Annotated in this window: 25 protein-coding genes, 1 tRNA gene and 1 pseudogene; 12 read left to right on the plus strand and 15 right to left on the minus strand. The window is 69.3% G+C overall.

Features of this window, described 5'->3' with window-relative positions; translation table 11 throughout:
• Nucleotides 1–102 precede the first annotated feature (102 nt).
• The gene (locus AB0I51_RS20555; protein ID WP_362977049.1) at nt 103–597 is read right to left on the minus strand and encodes a DUF1877 family protein; all 495 of its coding nucleotides are present in this window, start codon (nt 595–597) and stop codon (nt 103–105) included.
• Between the two features lie 620 nt (nt 598–1,217).
• Here AB0I51_RS20555 and AB0I51_RS20560 point away from each other — a divergent pair.
• From AB0I51_RS20560 to AB0I51_RS20570, 3 genes and pseudogenes are all read left to right on the plus strand, one after another.
• Complete coding sequence (locus AB0I51_RS20560) at nt 1,218–1,967, plus strand: RNA polymerase sigma factor (protein WP_362977051.1); 750 nt, start codon at nt 1,218–1,220, stop codon at nt 1,965–1,967.
• Nucleotides 1,960–2,721, plus strand: a complete 762-nt coding sequence (locus AB0I51_RS20565; RefSeq protein ID WP_362977053.1) for a hypothetical protein — start codon at nt 1,960–1,962, stop codon at nt 2,719–2,721. Before AB0I51_RS20560 ends, AB0I51_RS20565 begins: the two co-directional genes overlap by 8 nt.
• Before the next feature lie 222 nt (nt 2,722–2,943).
• Nucleotides 2,944–3,252 (plus strand): annotated as a pseudogene (locus tag AB0I51_RS20570) (tyrosine-type recombinase/integrase); the annotation flags it as partial.
• Between the two features lie 892 nt (nt 3,253–4,144).
• Here the strand turns inward: AB0I51_RS20570 and AB0I51_RS20575 are convergent.
• Together AB0I51_RS20575 and AB0I51_RS20580 are read right to left on the minus strand one after the other, a co-directional pair.
• Complete coding sequence (locus AB0I51_RS20575) at nt 4,145–5,257, minus strand: alkene reductase (RefSeq protein WP_362977055.1); 1,113 nt, start codon at nt 5,255–5,257, stop codon at nt 4,145–4,147.
• 452 nt (nt 5,258–5,709) lie between these two features.
• Nucleotides 5,710–7,056 (minus strand): aldehyde dehydrogenase family protein, encoded by a 1,347-nt coding sequence (locus AB0I51_RS20580; RefSeq protein WP_362977057.1) that lies wholly within the window; start codon nt 7,054–7,056, stop codon nt 5,710–5,712.
• A 174-nt stretch (nt 7,057–7,230) separates the two neighbouring features.
• On the opposite strand from AB0I51_RS20580, the gene AB0I51_RS20585 reads away from it, so the two are divergent.
• Complete coding sequence (locus tag AB0I51_RS20585) at nt 7,231–8,151, plus strand: helix-turn-helix transcriptional regulator (protein WP_362977059.1); 921 nt, start codon at nt 7,231–7,233, stop codon at nt 8,149–8,151.
• A gap of 382 nt (nt 8,152–8,533) precedes the next feature.
• Here AB0I51_RS20585 and AB0I51_RS20590 read toward each other — a convergent pair whose 3' ends face one another.
• Nucleotides 8,534–9,136, minus strand: a complete 603-nt coding sequence (locus AB0I51_RS20590; RefSeq protein WP_362977061.1) for a TetR/AcrR family transcriptional regulator — start codon at nt 9,134–9,136, stop codon at nt 8,534–8,536.
• Between the two features lie 88 nt (nt 9,137–9,224).
• On the opposite strand from AB0I51_RS20590, the gene AB0I51_RS20595 reads away from it, so the two are divergent.
• Nucleotides 9,225–9,947: an SDR family NAD(P)-dependent oxidoreductase gene (locus tag AB0I51_RS20595; protein WP_362977063.1), complete on the plus strand. Its 723-nt coding sequence runs from the start codon at nt 9,225–9,227 to the stop codon at nt 9,945–9,947.
• Nucleotides 9,948–10,147: 200 nt separating this feature from the next.
• Here AB0I51_RS20595 and AB0I51_RS20600 read toward each other — a convergent pair whose 3' ends face one another.
• Nucleotides 10,148–10,621 carry a hypothetical protein gene (locus tag AB0I51_RS20600; protein WP_362977065.1) on the minus strand — a complete coding sequence of 158 codons (474 nt, stop codon included), beginning with the start codon at nt 10,619–10,621 and terminating at the stop codon, nt 10,148–10,150.
• Between the two features lie 200 nt (nt 10,622–10,821).
• Between AB0I51_RS20600 and AB0I51_RS20605 the strand changes: the two genes are divergently transcribed.
• Together AB0I51_RS20605 and AB0I51_RS20610 are read left to right on the plus strand one after the other, a co-directional pair.
• Nucleotides 10,822–11,616 carry a pectate lyase gene (locus tag AB0I51_RS20605; protein WP_362977067.1) on the plus strand — a complete coding sequence of 265 codons (795 nt, stop codon included), beginning with the start codon at nt 10,822–10,824 and terminating at the stop codon, nt 11,614–11,616.
• An 11-nt stretch (nt 11,617–11,627) separates the two neighbouring features.
• A complete protein-coding gene (locus AB0I51_RS20610; protein ID WP_362977069.1) occupies nt 11,628–12,443 on the plus strand; it encodes an endo-1,4-beta-glucanase in 816 nt (271 codons plus the stop codon).
• Nucleotides 12,444–12,570: 127 nt separating this feature from the next.
• Here the strand turns inward: AB0I51_RS20610 and AB0I51_RS20615 are convergent, their stop codons facing one another.
• From AB0I51_RS20615 to AB0I51_RS20625, 3 genes are all read right to left on the minus strand, one after another.
• On the minus strand, nt 12,571–13,293 hold the full coding sequence (locus tag AB0I51_RS20615; RefSeq protein ID WP_362977071.1) for an aldehyde dehydrogenase family protein: 723 nt from the start codon (nt 13,291–13,293) through the stop codon (nt 12,571–12,573).
• 132 nt (nt 13,294–13,425) lie between these two features.
• A complete protein-coding gene (locus tag AB0I51_RS20620; protein WP_362977302.1) occupies nt 13,426–13,728 on the minus strand; it encodes an aldehyde dehydrogenase family protein in 303 nt (100 codons plus the stop codon).
• 635 nt (nt 13,729–14,363) lie between these two features.
• On the minus strand, nt 14,364–14,915 hold the full coding sequence (locus AB0I51_RS20625) for a hypothetical protein (RefSeq protein ID WP_362977073.1): 552 nt from the start codon (nt 14,913–14,915) through the stop codon (nt 14,364–14,366).
• Between the two features lie 328 nt (nt 14,916–15,243).
• On the opposite strand from AB0I51_RS20625, the gene AB0I51_RS20630 reads away from it, so the two are divergent.
• From AB0I51_RS20630 to AB0I51_RS20640, 3 genes are read left to right on the plus strand one after another with little or no spacing between them, the layout of a single operon-like run.
• Nucleotides 15,244–16,050 carry an SDR family oxidoreductase gene (locus AB0I51_RS20630; protein ID WP_362977075.1) on the plus strand — a complete coding sequence of 269 codons (807 nt, stop codon included), beginning with the start codon at nt 15,244–15,246 and terminating at the stop codon, nt 16,048–16,050.
• 36 nt (nt 16,051–16,086) lie between these two features.
• On the plus strand, nt 16,087–16,971 hold the full coding sequence (locus tag AB0I51_RS20635) for a helix-turn-helix transcriptional regulator (protein ID WP_362977077.1): 885 nt from the start codon (nt 16,087–16,089) through the stop codon (nt 16,969–16,971).
• A gap of 34 nt (nt 16,972–17,005) precedes the next feature.
• Nucleotides 17,006–17,293, plus strand: a complete 288-nt coding sequence (locus tag AB0I51_RS20640) for a hypothetical protein (protein ID WP_362977079.1) — start codon at nt 17,006–17,008, stop codon at nt 17,291–17,293.
• 106 nt (nt 17,294–17,399) lie between these two features.
• Here AB0I51_RS20640 and AB0I51_RS20645 read toward each other — a convergent pair.
• Nucleotides 17,400–17,473: transfer RNA gene (locus AB0I51_RS20645), tRNA-Pro, on the minus strand.
• Nucleotides 17,474–17,631: 158 nt separating this feature from the next.
• On the opposite strand from AB0I51_RS20645, the gene AB0I51_RS20650 reads away from it, so the two are divergent.
• Both AB0I51_RS20650 and AB0I51_RS20655 read left to right on the plus strand, forming a co-directional pair.
• Nucleotides 17,632–18,339, plus strand: a complete 708-nt coding sequence (locus AB0I51_RS20650; protein ID WP_362977081.1) for a transketolase — start codon at nt 17,632–17,634, stop codon at nt 18,337–18,339.
• 83 nt (nt 18,340–18,422) lie between these two features.
• Nucleotides 18,423–19,343, plus strand: coding sequence for a transketolase C-terminal domain-containing protein (locus AB0I51_RS20655; RefSeq protein WP_362977083.1), 921 nt, complete (start codon nt 18,423–18,425; stop codon nt 19,341–19,343).
• 31 nt (nt 19,344–19,374) lie between these two features.
• Here AB0I51_RS20655 and AB0I51_RS20660 read toward each other — a convergent pair whose 3' ends face one another.
• From AB0I51_RS20660 to tdh, 6 genes are all read right to left on the minus strand, one after another.
• A complete protein-coding gene (locus AB0I51_RS20660) occupies nt 19,375–19,734 on the minus strand; it encodes an MmcQ/YjbR family DNA-binding protein (RefSeq protein ID WP_362977085.1) in 360 nt (119 codons plus the stop codon).
• 30 nt (nt 19,735–19,764) lie between these two features.
• Nucleotides 19,765–20,310, minus strand: coding sequence for a GNAT family N-acetyltransferase (locus AB0I51_RS20665; protein ID WP_362977087.1), 546 nt, complete (start codon nt 20,308–20,310; stop codon nt 19,765–19,767).
• On the minus strand, nt 20,307–20,885 hold the full coding sequence (locus tag AB0I51_RS20670) for an XRE family transcriptional regulator (RefSeq protein ID WP_362977089.1): 579 nt from the start codon (nt 20,883–20,885) through the stop codon (nt 20,307–20,309). Before AB0I51_RS20670 ends, AB0I51_RS20665 begins: the two co-directional genes overlap by 4 nt.
• A gap of 35 nt (nt 20,886–20,920) precedes the next feature.
• Nucleotides 20,921–21,823, minus strand: a complete 903-nt coding sequence (locus tag AB0I51_RS20675) for a LysR family transcriptional regulator (protein ID WP_362977091.1) — start codon at nt 21,821–21,823, stop codon at nt 20,921–20,923.
• A 65-nt stretch (nt 21,824–21,888) separates the two neighbouring features.
• A complete protein-coding gene (locus AB0I51_RS20680; protein WP_362977093.1) occupies nt 21,889–23,082 on the minus strand; it encodes a glycine C-acetyltransferase in 1,194 nt (397 codons plus the stop codon).
• Nucleotides 23,083–23,136: 54 nt separating this feature from the next.
• Nucleotides 23,137–24,165: an L-threonine 3-dehydrogenase gene (tdh, locus tag AB0I51_RS20685; protein ID WP_362977095.1), complete on the minus strand. Its 1,029-nt coding sequence runs from the start codon at nt 24,163–24,165 to the stop codon at nt 23,137–23,139.
• Nucleotides 24,166–24,180 lie beyond the last annotated feature (15 nt).

The following is a 24,180-nucleotide window of genomic DNA, read 5'->3' on the forward strand; positions in this document are numbered from 1 at the left end:
CGCATAACGGGCCAATGAGACTTAACTGAGCAATCCGAACAAGAAATTGGCCGTCGGCCTCGGTCATCCGGCCCCAGCCCCGGCCCCGGCCTTTCGTGTGTCTCAGGCCGGCAGCCACTTCACCACCGCGTCTCCGTACTCGGCCGTCTGCGCGTAGAACGCCTTCAGCTCCTGGTGCGCGGCCGCGAACGCACCCCAGGTCTCGGGCTCCGCGGTCACGCCGCCGTAGCGCGGCACCAGTTCGTCGCGGGCGACATCCCACAACTCGTCGAAGTCGGCCGCCGCCAGAAACCCGGCAACCCGGTGCACCTGGGCCGCCGTCAGCACCAGGAGGGGCGGCTTGTGCCGGTCGGGGCGGAACACCGGCCGGCCGCCGAGCACCACCTGGGTCCGTGGCCGGCCCTCGGCACGATGCGGGAGAGCACCGGCGTAGATCCGCTCCTGGTCCAGATAACGCTTGTCCAGCACCTCCTCGTGGTGGCGGCCGAGCCTGTGCCGGACGGTCGCCGTGCTGTCCCCGAACAGTCGTTCAAACCAGGTCGCGCTGTTGCGCAGCGCCGGGGGCGGCACCGCTCGCAGTCGGAGGTACGTACTCATGCCAGAAGGAGCGCACGGGGACGCCGAAGCATTACGCGACCCGTCGGACCCCGTTCCGGCAAGCCCCCGCGACCGTCGTGCGCGCGAGGGTGATGTTGTCGGGCGTACGTGGGTGATGTCGCCCGCGCCGCGCCCGACTGCCTGCCCGCCTGCTGTTGGTCCGAGGCGTGTGCGGGGCGGCCGGAACCCGCGCAATGGGGGCGAGTTCCGGCCACCGCCTCCCCTTCCGCTCCGCTCACGGGGGGAGTCACAAGCGGTACGGAGAGAGGTCTGGGGGACGGGTTGCGGTGTCGGCATCCGGCGGGCGGTCGCCCTCGGCCCGTGTCGTTCCGAACCCGGTACTCACTCAGCGCTCGGCCGATGCGAAACGTCACCGGGCGGCGGCGACGCCGGTCGCACACCGCCGTCCGCACACCGGATTCACGGGGCGCCGGGGAGGTGCCGAGCCGGCCTTCGTGCCGGTGGCGGCTGCGTGGCGGAGCGCCGGCGACGCCGTGGAGGAGGCTGATGCGTTGTGACACTTCTGTGAGCACGGACGCTGGTCAACATGGGGCCGTCGATGCGACCGGAGCACGGCGGACGGCACGGACCCACTGTGAACGGTGCGAACGAGGACAGTTTTGGGCCAGCTACGGCGACCCCGGCGCGTACAGACGTACGACGGGGAATTGGGCGCGGCAGTCGAGCGAGCCCAGGAGGGCGACGAATCCGCCTTCACGATCCTGTACCGGATCGTGCAGCCCAGTCTGCTCGGCTACCTGCACGGGCTTGTCGGCGACGACGCGGAGGACGTGGCGTCGGACGCCTGGCTGGAAATTGCCCGTGACCTCGAACGTTTCAAGGGAGACGGGGCCGGGTTCCGTGGCTGGACCGCGACCATCGCCAGGCACCGTGCGCTGGATCATCTGCGGCGCCAGCGCGTGCGGCCCCGGGCGGGCGGGACCGAACAGGACGTACTGGACCTGCCCGGCCCGCACAGCACCTACGACCAGGCCCTGGAGTCCCTCTCCACCGAGCGGGCCCTGGACCTGGTCCGCGGGCTGCCGCGGGACCAGGCCGAGGCCGTGCTCCTGCGCGTCGTCGTCGGCCTGGACGGTCCCGCCGCCGGCCGCGTCCTCGGCAAGCGCCCAGGAGCGGTGCGCACTTCCGCCCATCGCGGACTGAAACGCCTCGCACGCCAGCTGGGCGTCGGCAGCGAAGAGGACACGGGTGTGACGGATGAGGCTTCCCGAACGCTGGTGGAGTCGAAACGAACAACGACAGCAGCAGAAATGAACATCGGCGGCCACAGTGGGCCGATGTGCAGGCACCAGACGGATATGCCGAACGAATCGAACCTGTCGGACAAGAACGGAAGCGGACATGGGTGAACGGCTGAGCGGCGACGGAGTTCCGGGCCGCCAACGCGTGCACCCCGGTGGCGCCGCGCCCGGCTCGTGGGACGAGCGGGACACCGCCGGACTGGAAGCGACGCTGGACGCCGTCATCCGTGACAGAGATCTCGACCCCGAGGCCGAGCAGCGCGCCCTGGTCGCCTTCCGGACCACCCGCAAACCTGGCACGCGCCGGGCGCGGACCCGGCGCCGGGACGACTGGCGACTGCCCGCGAAGCGGCGCGCCGGGCGACCCGTGAAAACGACGTTCGGCGTGGTGTTCGCCAGCCTGGCCCTGGGTGGCGTCGCGGTCGCGGCCATCGGTTCCGCCGGCTCGTCCACGGACGGTGCCGGTACCGGCCGGGCGGCCGAGCACCCGTCGGTCGCCCCGGACCGGCCGGGCAGTGCGACCTCGTCGGCGCCGGCCGGCGCCGGCCGGCCGGCGGACGGTTCGTCCCCCGCCCAGGACACCGAAGCCCACTGCCGCGCCTACGAGCAGGTCAAGAACCGCGGCAAGGCGCTCGAAGCTACGGCCTGGCAGCAGCTCGTCGCGGCCGCCGGCGGGAGTGACAAGGTCGCCGCGTACTGCTCCGAGCAACTGGCGCAGGCGACGTCCGCACCGAGCAAGTCGGTCGGCACGGGCAGACCCAGCCAGGCCGCAGACGCCGGCAACGGCACGGCGGGCAACACCGGCTCCTCCGGCACCGGCCAGACGGGCGGAGCCAAGGGCAAAGGAAAGAAGCCCAAATAGCCCTCGCCCCTGCGAGCGAGTGCGCACAGCCGCTGCTGGACGGATTCGACACCGCCGCCGAGGAGATCCGGACCACCCGCAAGACGCTGTTGAAGTTGTCCGATCCACCACCACCCGCGTCGCCGGCCGCGCAATTACCCGACCATCCCGCCTACCAGCAGGTCATGGCGGTCTTCGCCGCGACCGATGCCCCGTTGCGAGTGCGGGCGGTGTGTGAGGCGCTGGGACGAGGTGGTCACCCGCCTCGGCTACGAGCACCTGCGCCGCCACGATCTCCGCCACACCGGACTGACCCGGCTCGCGGACGCCGGAGTCCCCATCCCCGTACTGCACAGGATCGCCGACCACGGATCACTGACCACCGCTCGACGCTACCTGCACCCGGACATCCACAAGATCACAGCTGCGGGTACGGCACTCTCCGCACACCTCAGCGTGCTGCGCGCCCCGCGCACCCTTGCCTGCAACGACTGTCCTCACCCGCTGACACCGGTCAAGACAGACTGGTCCCCAACTTGTCCCCAGGAATGATCAAGGGACGGTTCCGGATTCCTCCGAAACCGCCCCTCACCAGCGACTCCATCGAGTCGGGACGACAGGATCTGAACCTGCGACCCCTTGACCCCCAGTTACGGAGTCACTGAGCGGCCTGCGACGGGTCGTTCTTCGAGGTCGGTGTTCAACGTACTCGGCCGAGTATAGGAGTCTGTGAGGATGGGACCACCGCCGCGAGGTCAACCAGGCCCTGCCACCAACTCGACGACCACGGTGGCGACTTGAACCCACGGGGCAGGTGCGCGCGGTCCCTCCTGAGTGCGGCTGACGGGGCTGGCGGCGAACTGCCCATACCGTGAGCCGCCCTGTCGTACTCCCCGACGGAGAGCAAGCTCGACGCCCGCCAAGACCAGCAGGCGGAGCAGGTGCTTTGGCAGCGCCCGGCCGAATGTTCGAGTCCTGCCGGATCCGCCACGCAGAAGGTCGGCGGTAACACCTTCCCCCCCGCCGCCGGGCCTTCCCCTCGCTCGCGGGAAACGTCGTCCTGCACAGTCAATCGGGCAAGAGGTCCGACATATCGGCGAGGTTCCCCATGCCGCCACCGTTCTGGGCTACTCAACTGCGGCCAGTCCCGTCCGAGAGTGCGGTACGTGCCCTAATGTCCGCATTGCCCTGTCGGCTGGGGTAGGCAGGCTGCTCGGAGGGCCGCCGGGCGGCCATGGCCGCGGCTGGGCGAACAGTCCCTGCTCGGTCTCGACCAGGATGCCGCGCTCGGTCAGCCGCTTGGGTTTCAGGCAGGTGTTGTTCATCTTGTTGGGCGTGATCGCCGGTGTGACCGCGGGTCCACAGGGGCGGGCACAGTGCCGCCGGTCGGGCGCCTGTCCATGGGTGAGTGGGGCTGCCGCATGGACAGGCGTGCCCGTGGGCCTCAAGCCGCTTCGAGGAAGGGGTAGTCGGTGTAGCCCTCGGCGCCCGGCCCGTAGAACAGTTCCGGCCGCGGCTCGTTCTCCGGGTAGCCACCCTGCCAGCGCTCGACGAGGTCGGGGTTGGCGATGAGGGCCCGGCCCACGACCACGGCGTCGGCGTGGCCGGCCTCGATCTGCTGGAGCGCGTCCTCGCGGGTGGTCCGCCCCCCGAAGGGGCCGTTGTTGACGATCAGCTTGCCGTCGAAGCGCTTCCGCAGCTCCTGTACCAGGTCGCCGCCCGGCTCGGTGTGCAGTACGGAGAGGTAGGCCAGGCCCAGCGGGCGCAGTTGGTCGATCAGGGTGCCGTAGGTGGCCAGGACGTCGTCCCGGTCGGTCTCGAAGACGTCCCCGAGGTCGGTCTCCGGCGAGATCCGCAGCCCGACCCGCTCGGCACCGACGGCCTGGGCGACGGCCGTGACGACCTCGACGACGAAGCGGGCGCGGTTGTTCGGCGAGCCGCCGTATTCATCGGTGCGCTGGTTGGCCGCCGGGGAGAGGAACTGGTGGAGCAGGTAGCCGTTGGCGCCGTGGATTTCCACGCCGTCCGCTCCCGCCTCGATGGCCCGGCGGGCCGCGGCGACGAAGTCCTCCAGGGCTGCCCGGGCCTCTGCGGTGGTCATCGCTTCCGGTACGGGGTAGGGCTGCTCGCCCTTCTCGGTGAACGTCTTGTTGTCGATGGCGATCGCGCTGGGGGCGAGGATGCGGCGGCCGCCGTTGATGTCGGGGTGGGTGCCGCGGCCGGCGTGCATGATCTGCAGGACGATGCGGCCGCCCTCGGCGTGCACCGCCTCGAACACCCGCTGCCAGCCGGCCGCCTGCTCGTCGGTGGCGATGCCCGGCTCACCGACATACCCCTGCGACGCGTGGTCGGGGTAGGTGCCCTCGGCGATGATCAGCCCGACGCTCGCCCGCTGCTGGTAGTACTCGACCAGCAGATCCCCGGGGATGCCGGAGGAACCGGCCCGGACCCGGGTCATCGGTGCCATGACGATGCGGTTGGCGAGCTCGATCTCCCCGAGCGAGACGGGGGAGAAAAGCGAAGGAACGGGCGAAAATTCTGAAGTGTTGACAGTCATGTCATGGGTTTCTTTCTGCGATACGGATGGAAACAGGATGAATGTCTGCGACGTAGAGGGTCCACGCTGCCCCGGCGGTGGCGCGGATGCGCTCCTCGGGCAGGCACGGGGTTGGCGGCGAACGCGGCGAGAGCCGCATGCCGTCGGCGTCGGTGTCGACGCCGTTTCAAGCACAACTTCCCTCCGGAGTAAGGGCGTTCGCTCCCTGCGCACGATCAGCGGCCGGCCAACTGACGAAGTCATGGGTGCCGCCGCCGGAGTCGGTACGGATCGGTGTCTGCAGCGCGCGCCGCAACCGACTCCCTTGACGCGCCCCCGCGCAGAGGACCGATACACGGCTTCACCTGGAACGCGCTTGCGGCGGTGGCGGGAACAGCGATCCTCATTCTCGGCCTGAGGCACTTCCGCCGCCCGATCGCCCATCGGACAGCCTGCTTCACGAAAGCGCGGGGCTAGCTGAGCGGGACGTCCGCGACAGCCTTGAGGTGGCTGAACGTCTCAAGGGAATACCGGCCGTGGTACCGGCCCATGCCGCTTTCGCCGACGCCACCGAACGGCAGGCCGGTCATGAGCAGTTGCATCACCGGCTGGCCCCAGGCGACGCCGCCGGAGGACGTCTCGTTCACCAGGCGCGACTTGGTGGCCTCGGACTCGGTGAAGGCGTAGAGCGCCAGGGGCTTGTCGCGTTCGTTGATGAAGGCGATGGCGGCATCGAGGTCTTCGACTTCGACGACGGCGAGGATCGGACCGAAGATCTCCTCCTGCATGACCGGCGATGCGGGGTCGACATCGGTGAGCACGGTCGGTGCGATGAACAGGTCGTCACGGTCGTGCCGGCCTCCCACCGCCGCCCGGCCGGAGTCCAGCAGAGCGGTGAGCCGGTCGAAGTGCCGCTCGTTGATGATCCGGCCGAAGTCGGCCGCGGTCTGCGGGCTGGTGCCGAACTGGGCGTCGACCGCCGCACGCAGGGCGGGAACCATTGCGGCAGCGGTCGCAGGATCGGCCAGAACATAGTCGGGGGCTATGCACTGCTGACCGGCGTTGCCGAACTTGGCGCCCACCAGCCGCTTCGCGGTCTCCTCCACATCGGCGTCGGGCGCCACGAAGACCGGCGACTTGCCCCCGAGTTCAAGCGTGACGGGGGTGAGGTTCTTGGCTGCCGCGGCCATGACGATCCGGCCGACCGCGCCATTGCCCGTGTAGAAGATGTGGTCGAAGCGCTGTGCCAGGAGGGCCGTGGTCTCCTCGGCGCCCCCCTCGACCACGGTGAGCACGTCAGGGTCGAAGTACTCTCGCAGCAGGCGTGAAGCGACCGCCGAGGTGTGCACCGAGATCTCGCTCGGCTTGGCCACCACGGTGTTCCCGGCGGCCAGGGCGCCGATGATGGGGTCGATGAGAAGGTGCAGCGGGAAATTCCACGGAGCGATCACCAGGACCACCCCGAGCGGGTCGTACTTGGTGTAGGCCGTGGTCGTGGGACCGAAGTGGGCGGGAACCTCCACCGGGCGAGGCTGAAGCCAGCTCTCCAGATTCGCCAGCGTCTCGTCGATGTCGGCGACGGTGAAGTCGATCTCCTGCGTCTTCGCCTCGGCGGGGTTCTTCCTCAGATCCGCCCAGAGCGCTTCGATCAGCTCCTGCTCGTTTTCGACCAGCAGTGCCCGCAGCCGCTGCAGCTGGCTGACGCGCCAGTCCAGTCCGCGGGTGACGCCGGTGTTGAAGGTCGCACGAAGGCGGCCGACCGCCTCCGCGGCCGTTTCGCTCTGGTGCGTCCTCGACTCGGTGCCCTGTGTTGCGGTCATGGGGGGTGCTCCGTTCCTGATGCAAGCCACGCCCCGGCTGCCTGCCAGCCGGGCACGGGCTCCAGCGTGCTGGACGATCCGGTATTCACCCAGGTCACGGCTTTGTGTACATCCGCTGTGACTACCACTGGCTGGTGCAGGCTGGTGTGCGTCCGACCGTGGATACTCGAAGGCATGGACGAATACCCCGAACCGGTGCACGAGCCGGCCGACGGCGCGCTGGACCCGCGTGCCGAGCTCAGTGAGTTCCTGCGCACCCGGCGGGCCCGGCTGAAGCCGGAGGACGTGGGGCTGCCGGACTTCGGGCGGTACCGGCGGGTGCCGGGGCTGCGCCGCGAGGAACTGGCGCAGCTGGCCGGGGTGTCGGTGGGGTACTACACGCGGCTGGAGCAGGGCAACGGGCAGCACGTGTCGGCGGAGGTCCTCGACGCCATCGCCCGCGCGCTCAGGCTGAGCGAGGCCGAGCGCGCCCACCTCACGCACCTGGCGAAGCCGAAACAGAAGAAGAAGCCGGCCGGCCGCACCCAGCGGGTGCGGGGCTCCCTGCGGACGCTGCTGGACACCATGGAAGGCGGCCCAGCGATCCTTGTGGGGCGGCGGGGCGACATCCTCGCCTGGAACCGGATGACCGCGGCGGTCTTCGGCGACTGGGCCGAGCTGCCCGAGCACGAGCGGAACTGGGCGCGGCTGGTGTTCCTGCGGCCCGAGTACAGCGACCTGTTCGTGGACTGGGAGCAGAAAGCGAACGACGTCGTCGCTCAGCTGCGCCTGGACGCCGGCTCCCATCCCAACGACCCCCGGCTGTCCGCGCTGGTGGGCGAACTCTCCGTGAGGAGCGAGGAGTTCCGACGGCTGTGGGCCGCCCACGACGTCAAGGACAAGTGCCACGGCACCCTGCGCCTGCACCACCCGCTCGCCGGCGAACTCGATCTGCGCCTCGAATCGTTCCACCTGGCCGATGACCACGAACAGACGCTGGCGACGTACCACGCCGAACCCGGTTCCCCGTCCGCGGAGGCACTACGACTGCTGGCCAGCTGGGGCACCGACGCGACAAGGGCGGGAGCCGGGATGCCGCCGGCACGCATGGCTTGACGAACAGTTGATCATCGGTAGTTGGCCGCGCGCCACGCCCAGCGTCCCTTCGCACGCCGGACGCCTCCGGGAGCGGTGTCGGATTCAGGACGGCGCGGGCGTACTGCGGTAGGCAGTGGAAGAACGGTGCCGCCGCTGCGCAGAGCGTCGTTTTCGAGGGCCGGCCGGCGGATGGCCTCCTCGTACAGGTTCCGTGGCCCGTTGACCGTGGACACCTCCCGGTCCCAGCTCGTGCCTCACAGACGAGGTCCACGCTCGTCGCGACGACGCCACCACTCGTACGCCGCCCGGTCATCCATGGACGCGTCGCACCAGTAAACGCCTGCCCCGCGCGAACCACAGAATTCGAAGTACGTGCGCAGATCCCGGGCCAACCAGCTGACTACGGCTTTGGCCAGCTGCCCAACGCGAGGTTCGCGACTTGCAGCAGCTCAGGGCGGGAACTACCACTCGCGGCCTGGACGGCAATCCCATTGGCCACTGTTCTCAGGTAGAGCGCAAGCAGATGAGGATCCGTGGAAGGCGGAAGGTCACCGGCGTCCACCGCCTGTTGAAACCGGCGCGTCAAGTGGGCTATCCCGTCCTCGCGCCATGCAATGAGCGCGTCTCGGACTTGGCGGCTCTCATCCCCGGTAGCCAACGCGCCCAGCACGCCAAGACAGCCCGTGGGCAATCCCGGCATGGTTGCCGCCTCGACCGTCCCGTGGAGCACAGCAGTAGCCACTGCTCGACTGGTGGGCTCTGCCAGAGCTTGAGCGAAGTAGGAGGTCAAGCCCTCTGTGTACCGCTCCAGCGCCTTATAGAAGAGGTCTTCTTTGCTGCCGAACGCCCTGTACAGGCTGGGGCGGCTGATACCCATCGCTTCGGTGAGGTCGTCGAGGCTGGCGCCCTCGAAACCCTTTGACCAGAACACCAGGACTGCACGATCGAGTGCCTCGTCGATGTCGAACGCGCGAGGCCTGCCAGGAGGGACCGGTGTCTTCATTTCTTCATCCTACCCATTCGATACCGATCGGTACGGATGTGCTAGCGTGTTTCGTACCAATCGGTACGCTATACGGAGAGGCGACATCATGTCACAGACCGTACTCATCACGGGCGGAACCTCAGGCATCGGCTTGAGCCTCGCGCAATCCTTCGTGGAGCTCGGGGCGTCCGTCGTCGTCTGCGGGCGTTCGCAGGCTGCGCTTGACCGATTCGCGCAGGCACACCCGCAGGCGCTGGCCGTGCGGGCCGATGTCACGAACGCAGCTGATCGGGCGGCGTTGTTGCAGGCAGTCGCTGATCGCTTCGGACGTCTGGACGTGTTGGTCAACAACGCCGGTACGTTCGAGGAACGAGACTATGCCGCCGGCAAGAACCCCAACGCGACGCTCGATGACGAGGTGGCGTTGAACCTCACCGCCCCCATCCACTTGACGGGTGAAGTGCTCGAGCGATGGCCGTCGCCCGACGCGATCGTATTCATCACCTCGGGGTTCGCTCTGGTCTCGCCCACTCGCGCGCCTACCCACGGCGCGGTGAAGGCCGGCCTGCACGGCTTTGCGGACGGATTGCGCCGTCAACTCGCCCCGCAGGGTCACACCCATGTCCTTGAGGTCCTCCCGCCGTCTACGGACACGCCCATGAACGCCGAAGCCACGGGGAAGAAACTGACTCCCGCACAGGTGGCGGCGGTCACGATGAAAGCTCTTCGGCGGGGGCGGAACATGGCCTTCCCCGGTCAGACGAAAGTCATGCCCGCCATGCTGCGCATCGCGCCGGGCACACTACGACGCGTCGTCGCCGAACTCTGAACCCCATAGAAATCATCGCGGGTGCCGGAGACGAGGCCCAGGTTCCAGCCGAGCCGCGGCAGGCGCCGCGGCGGCGGTGATTCCGGTGACGAGGAGGGTGGGGCCGGAGGCTGCGGCTGTCGGCATACGGCCGTAGCGGTCGACGAGCCGGCCGGTCAGCGGGGAGGGGAAAGCGCGCTGACTGCGGCGTCGGCGGGCGGCTACGGCCACGGTTGGGTGAACAAGCCTTGCTCGGTCTCGACCAGGATTCCGCGCTCGGCGAGCCGCTTGAGTTTCAGGCGGGTGTTGTTGATGTCGTTGGGCGCGATCTCCAGGTCCATCGCCTCCCACACCTGCCGCGCCCATAGCGGCCCGTCGGCCGCGGCGAACACCGCCAGGATCTGCTGGTAGACCGGATGGTCCGGCAGTTCCGGGGCCGGCGCCGCGGGCGGCTGCGGATCGGACAGCTCCAGCAGCGTCTTACGGGTGATCCGGACCTCCTCGGCGGCCCGGCCGAGCTCGTCCAGCCGTGCGGTCGGCTGCGCGATCTGCTCCCGCGTCGCGTCGGATTGCGCAGTGATCTCCCGTTCCCGCTCCTCCAACCGCACCAGCACCGCCCCGAGGGTCAGCAGGTCCTTGAGCTTCTCGCCGCCAGCGCGCCCCATTCCGTAGGACGGGAGCGGGCCGTCGGCCATGAGGGGCCGGCGTAGGCCGCGGCCTCGGGCCAGGGGCCGGAGGACAGCCATAGGACGTCGGGGGCCGTCGTGTTCCAGGTGTCCGGCCAGGTCTCGCCATCCGTCCCAGAGCAGAAACGGGACGCCCGTTCGAGGGGCAGGGTCGTGCGTTCGGCCGACACCGCGCGCGCCGGGGTGGGATCTCTGCCAACGATCCGACTATGCACAGCCGAAAACGGACACTGCTGCCGCTCGCCGCCCTCGCGGCCGTGGCCCTCGTCCCTTCCCTCCCCACCGCCGCCGGCGCCGACTCCGCGCGGCCCGCCGCCGACTGGCCCGCCGCGAAACGTGTCCAGCCGGTGCGCGCCACGATCAAGGTCACCGGCAACCGGGACTTCGACTTCACCCGCTTCGTCGGCGCCGGCGCGCTCGGCGGCGGGGACCAGGCCGAGAACCAGCCGCCGATCCTGGAACTCGCCGACAAGGCCACCGTCTCGAACGTGATCATCGGCTCCCCCGCCGCCGACGGCATCCACTGCCGGGGCACCTGCACGCTGAAGAACGTGTGGTGGGAGGACGTCGGCGAGGACGCGGCCACCTTCAAGGGCACCGCCGCGAACCAGACCATGACGATCGACGGCGGCGGCGCCCGCAAGGCGGCCGACAAGGTGTTCCAGCAGAACGGCCCCGGCACGTTCGTCATCAGGAACTTCAAGGTCGAGAACTTCGGCAAGCTCTACCGCTCCTGCGGCAACTGCAAGACCCAGTACCAGCGCCATGTCGTCCTCGACAACGTCACCGTGAAGTCCCCCGGCCTCGACATCGTCGGCATCAACTCCACGCCCTACGGCGACACCGCCCGCCTGACCCGCGTCACCATCCAGGGCGACCCGGCGCGCAAGATCGTCGTCTGCCAGAAGTTCCGCGGGGTCACCTCGGGCGAACCCGCGAAGGTCGGGGCAGGCCCCGACGGCCGGAACTGCATCTACAAAACCTCCGACATCACCTACAAGTAGGAGCACCGACGATGTCCACCGCCAGAACTCTCAAGGCCCTCACCGCGTCGGTCGCCGCCGCCGTCGCCGCCCCGCTCCTGCTCACCCCGTCCGCCGCCCAGGCCGCCGACAACTGCACCGCCTTCAACACCATCAAGGCGTCCCCGTACTACCTCAACAACAACGTCTGGGGCGCCAGCGGCGCCACCGGCAAGCAGTGCACCTGGCTCAACTCCTACCGGGGCGGCAAGGTCAACTGGGAGACATCCTTCGACTGGTCGGGCGGCAACCCGACCGGCGTCAAGGCGTACGGCAGCATCGTGCTCGGCTGGCACTGGGGCTGGAAGGACACCACCACCAAACTGCCCGTCCAGCTCAACAGCCGCCGCAAGATCACCTCCAACTGGGCCTTCGGCATCACCCAGAACACCCCGTCCGTCATGAACGTCTCCTACGACGTCTGGTTCCACCAGAAGTCCAACCCGGACTGGAAGGACCAGCCCCACGACGAAATGATGATCTGGCTCAACCACCAAGGCGGAGCAGGCCCGTTGGGCACCAAGCGGGAGCGGGTCACCATTGGCGGCACGGCCTGGGACCTGTACGTCGGGAAGATCGTCAACAAGGACCAGGCGGGCCGCGTCACCAGCAGCTGGAACGTCTACTCCTACGTCCGCATCGCCAACACCAACTCGGCCACCACCGACATCACCGGCATGGCCGACGCCCTGGTCCAGCGCAGACTGCTGGCCAGCAATGCGTATCTGACCAGTGTCGAGGCCGGCACCGAGGTCTTCCGAGGGAAGGGCAAGCTGAGCAGCAGCTCCTACTCGGTCAACGTCGGCTGACCCACCTGCATCCAGGGGTGCCGTGTGGATCGTCTCGGCCCCGCAGACGATCCACACGACACCCCTGGCCTTCGATGTCCGACTCGGCCACGCCGGTGTCGCACGACACCGGCACACTCAAAGACCCTCACCGGTACCAACGGGCGCGTGGTGTTACCGACCAGCCGCACAGTCCAGGCAGGCGATACGTGGTCCTTGTCGAGCTGGACGACCCGTCGCGTCTCAGTTCCAGTTTCCCTGCCGACGACGGCCGGGCGTCCCGTCCGAGACAACACCGTGCAGCTTGGTCACTTCGGCCCTCATCCGGCTTGCCTCGCTGCGGGCCGTGCGGGACTTCGGCAGTCACCACCTGTGAGAACCGGGAGGCCAGTTCTCCGTCAGCGGTGCGACAGCGACCTGGTCGATCACTGGTCGTACCGGCCCGGCCGCCCTCCTTGCCGTAACCGCTGAGGCCGAGACCGTCGAAGGGTGTGTACGGGAGGTTCTGCCGGGCACCGTTGACGTAGACACCACCGGCCTTCAGCCGCTCGGCGACACGATGGACGCCGGTGAGGCTGGTGGACTGGATGTTGGCGCCGAGACCGTACGGCGTGCTGTTGGCAAGGGCGACCGCCTCGTCCTCGTTCGAGAACCTGAACACCAGCAGTACGGGGCCGAACACCTCCGTCTGCGCGATCTCGTGCTCCGGGTCCACGTCGACGATGATCGTGGGCTCGACGAGGTTCTTGTCGGCGAGGTCGCCCCCGGCCCGGCTGCCGCCGAGGGTGATCCGCCCGGCCTTGTCCCGCCGGGCGCGGTCGAACATCCCACAGACCCGCTCCACGGCCGCGGCGCTGATGAGCGGCGCCACCTTGACCCCAGGTCACCGGCCTTCGGGACCCGATGTTACCCGCCTTGCCGCCCAACTCCATTACAGCGGGCTCGAGTTGCTCCGCGCAGGCGTGCATGATCCGACGGGCCGCGACAGGGCCGCCATGGAAACTCACCTTCTCTCCACCTTCGGGTGGCACACCTGAGCCCCTCCCACCTCCGCACCACCGCTGACAATGCTCGACACGCCGTCCGGTACGCCTGTCTCACTCAGGAGTCGGGCGTACAGGTACGGGGCGAAGGGGGTGAACTCCGAGGGCTTGACCACCACACAGTTCCCCGCGGCCAGCGCCTGGACGACCTTCATGCCCAGGGAGACGACCGGGCCGTTCCAGATGACGATGATGCCCAAGACGCCGTACGGCTCGGGTGTCGTGCAGGAGAAGTAGCCGCGCGTGTCGAGCGTCGAGATCAGCGCGCCGGAGAGCTTGTCGGACCAACCGACTTAAAGGGTTGGCCTGGCAATGACCGAACGGCGCGTGGGCGAAGCCGCTGTTCTTGACATCGGCGATCACCTGCTCGACGACAGCGTGCCGGCGGTGATCACGCTCGGCATCCCTCAAGGCGAGCGTGGAGTCGGTGAACGCGGCGTGGTAGCGCCAGGTATCGAAGTGCGTGCCTGCCCGGCGGGGACGGTACCGGCGCTCAGGCGCTTGACCCGGCGCGCGATCAGTCGGGCGGTGACCTGCTGTTTCTTCGGCTTGGAAGTGAAAGCGTGCAGCGGATCTCGGCTATCTCGGCGTCGGAGATCCAGCACTGGCCCTCCTCGTCCCGGACCGCTTGCGGATATTTGATCGGTGTCCAGGCGTCCTCGTCGATCGGGCGATGGTGGCTTTGACGGAGGCGTTCATCCGCATGGTGAGGGAGAAGCGGGCACCAAGGGCCCGGCAGGCGTTGATGACGTCGGCTCCGTAGAACGCGGGGTCCACACCCGCAGCACCAGCAGGCCGCTGGCACCGCAGGCGCGTGCGGTGCGGATGGCCTCAGCGACGAACGCTGCTGCCCCGCGCGCGGGGTTCGAGGGTCCCTTGCGCAGCCTGGTGGCGGCGATCACGGGGCGGACAGAGGTGTGGAGACAACGTCGAGCAGTGCATTCAGGCCCTTGACCTTGCTGTCTCCGTGTCCGGCGCCCTGTTTGGCGTAGCCGTGGGTGCGGCGGATGGTGTCGTCGATGTCCACGTACGCGGCCTGGTCCGCTCCGGGCAGCAGCGGGGTGTGACGGGTCAGTTCGTGCAGGAACCGGCGGGCCACGGCGTGCAGTTGCTTCACATGCCCGTCAGTGAAGGAGCGCAGGAACGACCCCGGCGTGGACGGGGCCCGCACTCCGGAGAACAGGCGGCCCATCGCGCCGTGCCGCAGCCGGTCCATGTCGTCGATGCTGTCGGCGCCCGCGGCCATGCCGCCCACCAGCGACATCGGTTTCGCCGCTGGGAAGGCGCCAGTGCCGTCCTTCGAGGCGGGCAGCCGGACGTGCTCGCCGGCCGGCTTGGGCAGACCGCGCCGCTCGGCCAGCCGCACCACCGGCTCCAGTCCGCCGTACGCGATCAGGTTCGGGTCGTCGAACGCGGATGAGACCCCGGCTGCGGCATGGCAACTTTGCATCTCGGAAGTGCCTTGTCGATCGCGCCTGATGTGGTCCTGGAAAAACCCCATCATCGCAAGTCGCAAGGAACTTCTTCGTTTCTGAGTGAACCATCCACGGGCATCAAGCCGGGGTGATCCGGACTCAGCGCACCAGGGAAGGGGGGTCTGACAGTACCTGTATCACCAGGGTCTCCCCGACATTCCAAACGCCTGTCAACATTGAGTCGAAAGCGCCGACAAGACTCCATGCAAACGCAGTGCAGCTTTACCATCATCATTCAATTCAGCTGCCCCGAATACGCGACCGTGTCGGCGCATTCTTTTACGACAGAAGGGACGGAGACCAATGGCGAAGAACCAGTTCACCACTCACACAGAACTTTTCGACCTGAGGGGAAAGTACGCCCTTGTCACTGGCGGCACCAGAGGCATTGGGATGATGATAGCGCGCGGCCTTCTCCAGGCGGGCGCCCGCGTCGTCATCAGCTCACGCAACGCAGACACATGCGCGGAGGCACAGCGTCTACTGTCCGAATTCGGCGACGTGCGAGCAATCCCCGCCGACCTGTCCAGGCACGACGAGTGTCAGCGCCTCGCTGATCTTGTCCAGGCCGACTCGGAACGCCTGGACATCCTTGTCAACAACGCGGGAGCGATGCGGCGCGAGCCGCTGGCGACGTTCCCGGACGAGGCATGGGACGCAGTGCTCGACCTCAACCTCAAGTCGCCGTTCTGGCTGGTGCAGGCACTGCTCCCGGCGCTTCGTAAGGCGGGCACCGCCGATGATCCCGCACGGATCATCAACATCGGCAGCATCGCCGCCATCCACGTCGCCCCTTCGCCCAACTACTCGTACGCCAGCAGCAAAGCGGCACTCCATCAGCTCACCAGGGTACTTGCCAGGGAGCTGGGCCCGCAGCACGTCACGGTGAACGCGGTAGCACCGGGAGTGTTCCCGTCGCAGATGATGGACTCCACACTCGATGCCATCGGCGACACGATCGCGGCGTCGGCCCCTCTGCGCCGGCTCGGCCGCGACGACGACATGGCGGGTGCCGCCGTGTTTCTCGCCAGCCGGGCTGGGTCCTACCTCACGGGCGCCATCATCCCGGTGGACGGCGGTACCGCAACGACCGCATCGGGTATCCACTAGATTGCGGGACGGGCTTACGGTGAGGAGATAACCGCGGTGGATCTACGCATCGAGATCCGGGAGTTTCTCAGCTCACGTCGCGCCCGCATCGCACCCGAGCAGGCGGGCCTGCCCGCTCACGGCGGCAACCGCCGGGTCAAAGGTCTGCGCCGCGAGGAGGTCGCGCTACTGGCGGGTGTATCGGTCGACTACTACGTGCGCATGGAGCGCGGCAGCCTCGCCGGTGCCTCCGACGGCGTGCTTGAGGCGTTGGCCTGTGCCTTGCAGCTCGACGAGGCCGAGCGCGACCACCTGTTCCACCTCGCGCGCCAATCGAGGGCGCCCGGCGGCCCACGCCGGCGCAGGCCTGCCGTGGCGGTGCGCTCGACGCTGCAGCAGGTGCTCGACGCGATCTCCGATGCGCCGGCCTGGATCGGTAACGGCCGTTATGACGTGCTCGCCATGAATCAACTCGCTCGCGCGCTGTATTCACCGGTGCTGGCTGACCCGCGACGGCCCGCGAACATAGCGCGGTTCGTCTATCTGAACCCCACGACGGCCAGAGATTTCTTTGTCGATTACGATCGAATTGCCGGTGACGCGGCCGCGAAGCTACGCATGGCAGCCGGCCGCAATCCGCACGACGAGGAACTGATCGCCCTGGTCGGCGAACTGTCAACGTGCAGTGAGCTGTTTCGGCAACGGTGGGCATCTCAGGACGTGCGGCTGCACCGGTCCGGCCGCAAGCGTATGCACCATCCGATCGTGGGCCAGCTCGACTTGGACGTCGAATCCCTGGAACTGCCCGCCGACCCCGGCCTGCACCTCAACATCTACACCGCACCCGCGGGCACACCGACCGCTGACAATTTGGCGCTCTTGGCATCGTGGGCGGCCACCCAGCCGACGCTGGCGACCGAGCCCGAAGCACACAACGGATAGTCCAACCCCTTCAGACGTACTGGCTAGACACCCCATGACCGACACCCCGTTGGAGGGCCTGGTGTTCTGCCAGCCGGACGGCTCCCCACTGCGCCCGCAGGGCATCCTGACCGAGCTGCGTCGGCGCTCCGAGGAGCTCGGTCTGCCCCGGATCGGGGTCCACGACCTGCGCCACTCGACGCTGTCCACCACCGTCAACCTCTACGGCCACCTGCTGCCCTACGCCGCCCGCGACGCCGTCACCGCCATCGACAAGGCCCTCGCCCGCGCCGACCGCAAGCACCACCAGACCGCTCCGGCGTCCGAAGATCGCGCAGCCTGAGGCCAGCCGCCGAGGCCGACGCGGGTTGCCATCACGCCGCCATCACGTGTCCCACGAACGCATCCAGCGGGCCTGCCGTTTCCGGCAGACCCGCTGGTGAACACGGTCGGGACGACAGGATTTGAACCTGCGACCCCTTGACCCCCAGTCAAGTGCGCTACCAAGCTGCGCCACGTCCCGTTGCCCATCTGACCTGGGGTTTCCCCTGGTCGAACGCGCATGGAAACAATACCGCACTCCCGTCGGTGATCGCGCACGCCTTTATCCGGGGCCGGCTTCCGACCGGCTCGCCCGCGGCGCTTGACCTGAAGTTTGGTTGAGGTTGCACGATCGTCCGCATGACCATCACCGCGGAACACAGCCGCCCGTACACGCACGACGACCTGCCCCGGCTCATGGGTCTGATGACCGGCGACGAGAAGCACGGTCCGGCGGCGACCTCGACGCTGGACGTGCTGTGGGTGCTCTACGACCGGGTGCTGCGGGTCGGCCCGGAGCGGATGGGCGACCCGGAACGGGACCGGTTCCTGCTCTCGAAGGGGCACGGGCCGATGGCGTACTATGCCGTGCTCGCCGCCAAGGGATTCGTCCCGGTGGAATGGCTCCCGGGTTTCGGCTCGTACGACTCCCCGCTCGGGCACCACCCCGACCGGGTGCTGGTGCCGGGCGCCGAGATCGGCAGCGGGTCGCTCGGGCACGGGCTGCCGATCGCCGTCGGGACGGCGCTGGGACTGCGCGCCCAGGGACGCGCCGAGCCCCGGGTCTGGGTGCTGGTCGGGGACGCCGAACTGGACGAGGGCAGCAACCACGAGGCCATCGCCTTCGCCGGGCCCGCCGGACTGGACCGGCTGCACACCGTCGTCGTCGACAACTCCTCCGCCACTCACGCCCGGCCCGGCGGCATCGCCGCCCGGTTCGAGGCCGCGGGCTGGTCCACCGTGACGGCCGACGGCCGCGATCATGACGCGCTGTACGCCGCCTTCACCGCGCCGCATCCCGGCCGACCGCATGCGGTCGTGGCCCGGGTGGAGCCCAAGTCCGCCTGATCGTCCGTCCGTTCGGCCATCGGTTCAGCAATCCCGTCGGCCATCCGCTCTGCAGCGGTTCCAGTTAGAAGGGCTCTCTCTCCATGGACACCATGCGTGACCGTTTCGTCCCGGTCGTCTCCCGGCTTCTCGACGAGGATCCACGCGTCGCGGTCGTCCTCGCCGAGATCGGCGCGGCCGGTCTCGCCGAGGCACAACTCCGCCACCCGGACCGGGTGATCAACGTCGGTATCCGCGAGCAGCTGCTCGTCGGGGCGGGTGCGGGACTCGCGCTGACCGGGATGCGTCCCGTCCTGCACACCTTCGCCAGCTTCCTCGTCGAGCGGCCCTTCGAGCAGGTCAAGCTGGATCTCGGGCACCAGGGCGTCGGAGCGGTGCTGGTGAGCGCGGCGGCCTCGTTCGACTGGCCGGCCGGCGGGCTGACGCACATGGCTCCGGGCGATGTGGCACTCCTCGACACGCTCGACGGCTGGACCGTGCATGTGCCGGGCCACCCGGACGAGGCCGAGACCCTGCTGCGGCATGCGGTCGCAGCGGGCGACGACAAGGTGTACGTACGACTGTCCGTCCAGTCGAACACCGACGGTCTCCCGGTCGACGGCGGGCGCTTCCTCCCGGTCCGTGAGGGCCGCTCCGGCGTGGTCGTCGCGGTCGGGCCGATGCTCGACGCCGTACTCGACGCGACGGAGGGTCTCGACGTCACCGTCCTGTACGCCACGACCGTACGGCCCTTCGACGCGACCGCGCTGCGCCGGGCCACGCGGACTGCGGGGACCGACGTCGTACTCGTCGAGCCATATCTCGCGGGCACCTCGACGGCCGCCGCGAACGACGCGCTCGCCGACGTGCCCCACCGGGTACTGGGCCTGGGCGTGGCCCGCCCCGAACTGCGGCGCTACGGCACGGTCGAGGAACACCTGTCCGCCCACGGGCTCGACGCCCGGTCACTGCGCGGACGCATCGGCGGTTTCTTCGGGGGCGGCCACGCCGGTACGCGGGGCTGAGACCCGCCGACCGGCTCCGCGCCCAGGAAGCTCAGGTGCCGGACGGCAGGCCCAACTCCGGGTAGGACTCCAGGAGTCGGGGCGGGGCCGCCTGGCGCCAGGAGTCGGCGAGGATGTCGCGCAGTTCCTCCTCGCTCTCCACGGCGGCGAGCCGGGCCCTGACCCAGGCGAAGCCCGCCTCGTGATCGGCGACCCAGAACTTCTCCGGCTCGGCCAGGACCAGTTCGTCGCGCTCCACCTTCGGGCAGCGCACGGCGATGGAGGTCTCCTCCTCGGGCAGCGTGACGAACATCTTCCCGGCGACCCGGAACGTGGGCATGCTCCAGGCGATCTTCTCCGTCGTGTCCGGGAGGGAGAGGGCGATACGGCGTACGTCTTCGGCATCCGGCATGACACGCAAGATAGCGGCCGGCACTGACAATCACCTGGTCGGAGTGTGTGCCCCCGTCCCGACCCGCTTGTAGTAGAGCGCCGTCGGCCGCAGCACCCCGCCCGGGCTCGCCGCGTAGTCGGGGATCACGCCGGCCCGGGTCCAGCCGGCCGAGTCGTAGAGGTGCTCGGCGGCGCTGTCCGTCTCGGTGTCCAGGTGGAGGAGTGTGATGCCGGCGGCCACCGCCGCGTCCTCCGCGACGGTCAGGAGTTCGCGGCCCAGGCCCCGGCCCCGGGCGTCCCGGTGCACCATCAGCTTGACCAGTTCGGCGCGGTGGCGGCTGTTGGGCTTGTCGGCGAAGGCCAGGCCCACGGTGCCGACGACCCGTTCGCCGTCCCGCGCCGCCCACACGGCGAGCCGCCCGGCGCCCACCCCGTCGGCACGCTCCCGCCACCAGGCGACGGCCGCCGCCCGGTCGAGCGGCGCGAGGAATCCGATCGACGCTCCGTCGTGCACGGTGTCGGTCAGCAGGTCCGCCAACTCCTCGGCCAAAGCGAGCAGTTGGGGAGCGTCCAGGCGCTCGGTCCTCGTCCTCACGGCAGCACCACCGCCAGAACGTAGCGGACCCCGTCCGGACCCGGGCACCGGAACCGTGTCGGGCCCCACACCCGCAGCCGTAGGCAGTCACCGGTGCCGAGATGGTGGTCGGTGTGCCCGGCCGTCACGTCCAGGGCGCCTTCCAGCACCCAGATGTGCTGTTCGAGGCCGGGGACGGGCGGCCGGTCGTAGGCGATGTCGGCGCCCGCCGTGAGCCGTCCCTCGACGAGTTCGCCGCGCAGGCCGGTGTGCGGGGGTGACACGGAGCGTCGTACGAAACCGGAGGTGCGGTCCTCCCACAGGGATTGGTCGGCGGCGCGCAGCAGTGGAGTGGGCTCGGCCTCCACCTCGCTGAGGAGTTGGGACATGGTGCGGCCGTAGACGCCGCACAGGCGGTTGAGGAGGGAGGCGGTGGGGCTGGTCTCGGCGCGTTCGGCGCGGGACAGCGTCGACCGGCTGATCCCGCTGCGCTCCGCCAACTCCCCCAGGGACCAGCCGTGTTGGGCCCGCAGCTCGGCCAGACGGGCGCCGAGGCGGGCGTCCATGGGGTCCGGGACCTCGTCGTCATGTTTCATATCCGGGACGGTATCCCGGATATGAAACGGCGAGGTTACGTCCGGGCCACTTCCGCCAGCGCGTCCAGCACCGGGCGGATCAGCGGATGCTCCTCCGTGCCGCGCCGTACGGCCGCGAAGACCCGGCGGGTCGGCGCCACCCCGTCGACGGGCCGGACGACGACTCCCGTCAGGTCCATGCCGCGCAGGGCCGAGCGGGGGACGAGGGCCACGCCCGCGTCGGCCGAGGCGAGGGCGACCACCGCGCGGAAGTCGTCCGAGGAGTGTTCGAGGCGGGGCTGGAATCCGGCGTTCTCGCAGGCCAGGACGACGACCTCGTGGCAGGGGTTGCCGGGGTAGGGGCCGATCCACGGGTCCTTGGCCAGGTCGGCGAGGGGGACCTCGTCGGCGCCGGCGACGCGGTGGGCGACCGGAACGACCGCGTCGAAGGGCTCGGCGTAGAGGGGGACGTGGATGAGGCGCGGGTCGTCGGCGGGCGGGGCGCCGCGGTACTCGACGGCGACCGCGACATCCACCTGGCGGTCCAGCACCATCGGCAGACTGGCGTCGCCCTCGGCGTCCTGGACGCGGATCCGGATGCCGGGCGCCAGCCTCGCGAGACGGGTGACTGCCGGTGCCACGACCAGTGCGATACCGGTCGCGAAAGCGGCGACGGTGACCGTGCCGGCCTCGCCCGAGCTGTAGGCGGCGAGTTCCGCCTCGGCCCGCTCCAGCTGGGCCAGGACCACATTGGTGTGGCCGAGCAGGATCTCGCCGGCCGGGGTCAGCCGTACCCCCTTGGCGCCGCGCTCGACCAGGCGGTGGCCGGTCTCCTGTTCCAGGGCGGCGAGCTGCTGGGAGACCGCCGAGGGGGTGAGGTACAGCGCGGCGGCTGCCGCCGTCACGGTGCGGTGGTCGGCCACCGCACGGAGGATGTGGAGCCGCCGCGCTTCGATCATGGGACCGATTATCGCAATATGTCCGTGGCCGTGACCGCCCCGGTTTGCTCGGCCCCCGGTTCCGCTCAGGCGTCCAGCTCCGCGCGGGCCGCGACGAACGCGTCCACGGCCCGGTTCACGTCGTCCGTGGAGTGCGCGGCGGACAGCTGGACCCGGATACGGGCCTTGTCCTGCGGGACGACCGGGTACGAGAAGCCGATCACGTACACGCCCCGCTCCAGCAGCAGCTCCGCCATCCGGCCCGCGACGGCCGCGTCACCGATCATCACGGGTGCGATGGCGTGGTCGCCGGGGAGGATGTCGAAGCCCTCCTCGGTCATCCGGCGGCGGAACAGGGCGGTGTTCTCGGCGAGTTGGACGCGCAGGTCGTCCGCCGACTCCAGCAGGTCGAGCACCTTGAGCGAGGCCGCGGCGATCACCGGGGCCAGGGTGTTCGAGAAGAGGTACGGCCGTGAGCGCTGGCGGAGCAGCGCGACGATCTCGGCGCGGGCGGCGACGTAACCGCCGGAGGCTCCGCCGAGCGCCTTGCCGAGGGTGCCGGTGATGATGTCGACGCGGTCCATGACGCCGTGCAGTTCGGGGGTGCCACGACCGCCGGGGCCGACGAAGCCGACGGCGTGCGAGTCGTCGACCATGACCATCGCGTCGTAGCGGTCGGCGAGGTCGCAGATCTCGCGCAGTGGGGCGACGTAGCCGTCCATGGAGAAGACGCCGTCGGTGACGATCAGCTTGCGCCGGGCGCCCGCCGCTTCCTTCAACTGCTGTTCCAGGTCGGCCATGTCACGGTTGGCGTACCGGTGGCGGCGGGCCTTGGAGAGGCGGATGCCGTCGATGATCGACGCGTGGTTGAGGGCGTCGGAGATCACCGCGTCCTCCGGGCCCAACAGGGTTTCGAAGACACCGCCGTTGGCGTCGAAGCAGGAGGAGTAGAGGATCGTGTCCTCCTGGCCGAGGAACGCGGAGAGGCGGGCCTCCAGCTCCTTGTGGACCTCCTGGGTTCCGCAGATGAAGCGCACGGAGGCCATGCCGTAGCCCCAGCGGTCGAGGGCCGCGTGGGCGGCAGCGACGACCTCGGGGTGGTCGGCGAGACCGAGGTAGTTGTTGGCGCAGAAGTTCAGGACCTCGCCGGGCCGGCCGCCCGATGTGACCTGCACGGTCGCGGACTGCGGGGAGCCGATCACGCGCTCGGGCTTGTGGAGTCCGGCGGCGCGGATCTCGTCGAGGGTGGTGCGGAGGTCGTCGCGCACGGAGTCGAACATGGGGAATCTCCTAAAGTTCCTTCGCCGAAAGGGAGTTACGCGGTCGGACGGGAGTTACGCGGTCCAGTCGAGGATGACCTTGCCGCCGCGTCCGCTCGCCGCGTCCGCGAACGCCGCCTCGAAGTCGCGGTGCCCGTAGCGGCCGGTGATCACGGGCGCGAGGTCGAGGCCGCCTTCCAACAGGACCGACATCGCGTACCAGGTCTCGAACATCTCACGGCCGTAGATGCCCTTGATGGTGAGCATCGAGGTGACGACGCGGGACCAGTCGACGGGGAACTCCTGGGAGGGCAGTCCCAGCATGGCGATCCGGCCGCCGTGGGTCATGTTGGCGATCATGTCGCGCATCGCCTCGGGGCGGCCGGACATCTCCAGGCCGATGTCGAAGCCCTCGCGCAGACCCAACTCCCGCTGTCCGTCCGCGATCTGTGCGTCCGTCACGTTCAGCGCGAGGCTCACGCCGATCTTGCGGGCCAGGGCGAGGCGTTCCTCGCTGACATCGGTCACCATGATGTTCCGCGCGCCGGCGTGCCGGGCGACCGCCGCCGCCATCAGGCCGATCGGACCCGCACCGGTGATCAGTACGTCCTCGCCGACCAGCGGGAAGGACAGCGCGGTGTGCACGGCGTTGCCGAACGGGTCGAAGATCGCGGCCACATCGAGGTCGACGGGGACGCGGTGCACCCACACGTTGGCGGCGGGCAGCGCGACGTACTCCGCGAAGGCGCCGTCCCGGCCGACGCCGAGCCCGACCGTGGCCCGGCACAGGTGGCGGCGCCCGGCAAGGCAGTTGCGGCACTTGCCGCACACCAGGTGGCCCTCACCGCTGACCAGTTCACCGACGGCGATGTCGGTGACGTCCCGGCCGGTCCCGACGACCTCGCCGACGAACTCGTGCCCGAGCACGAGCGGTGTGCGGATCGCCTGCCGCGCCCAGCCGTCCCAGGCCCGGATGTGCAGGTCGGTACCGCAGATCCCGGTGCGCAGCACCTTGATCAGTACGTCGCCGGGTCCGACGGCGGGTTCGGGGACGTCCACGAGCCGCAGCCCTGGCTCCGCCTTCTCCTTGACCAGCGCCTTCAACGCTACGGCTCCTGT

It is taken from the genome of Streptomyces sp. NPDC050549 (assembly GCF_040655035.1).
Taxonomy (GTDB): domain Bacteria; phylum Actinomycetota; class Actinomycetes; order Streptomycetales; family Streptomycetaceae; genus Streptomyces.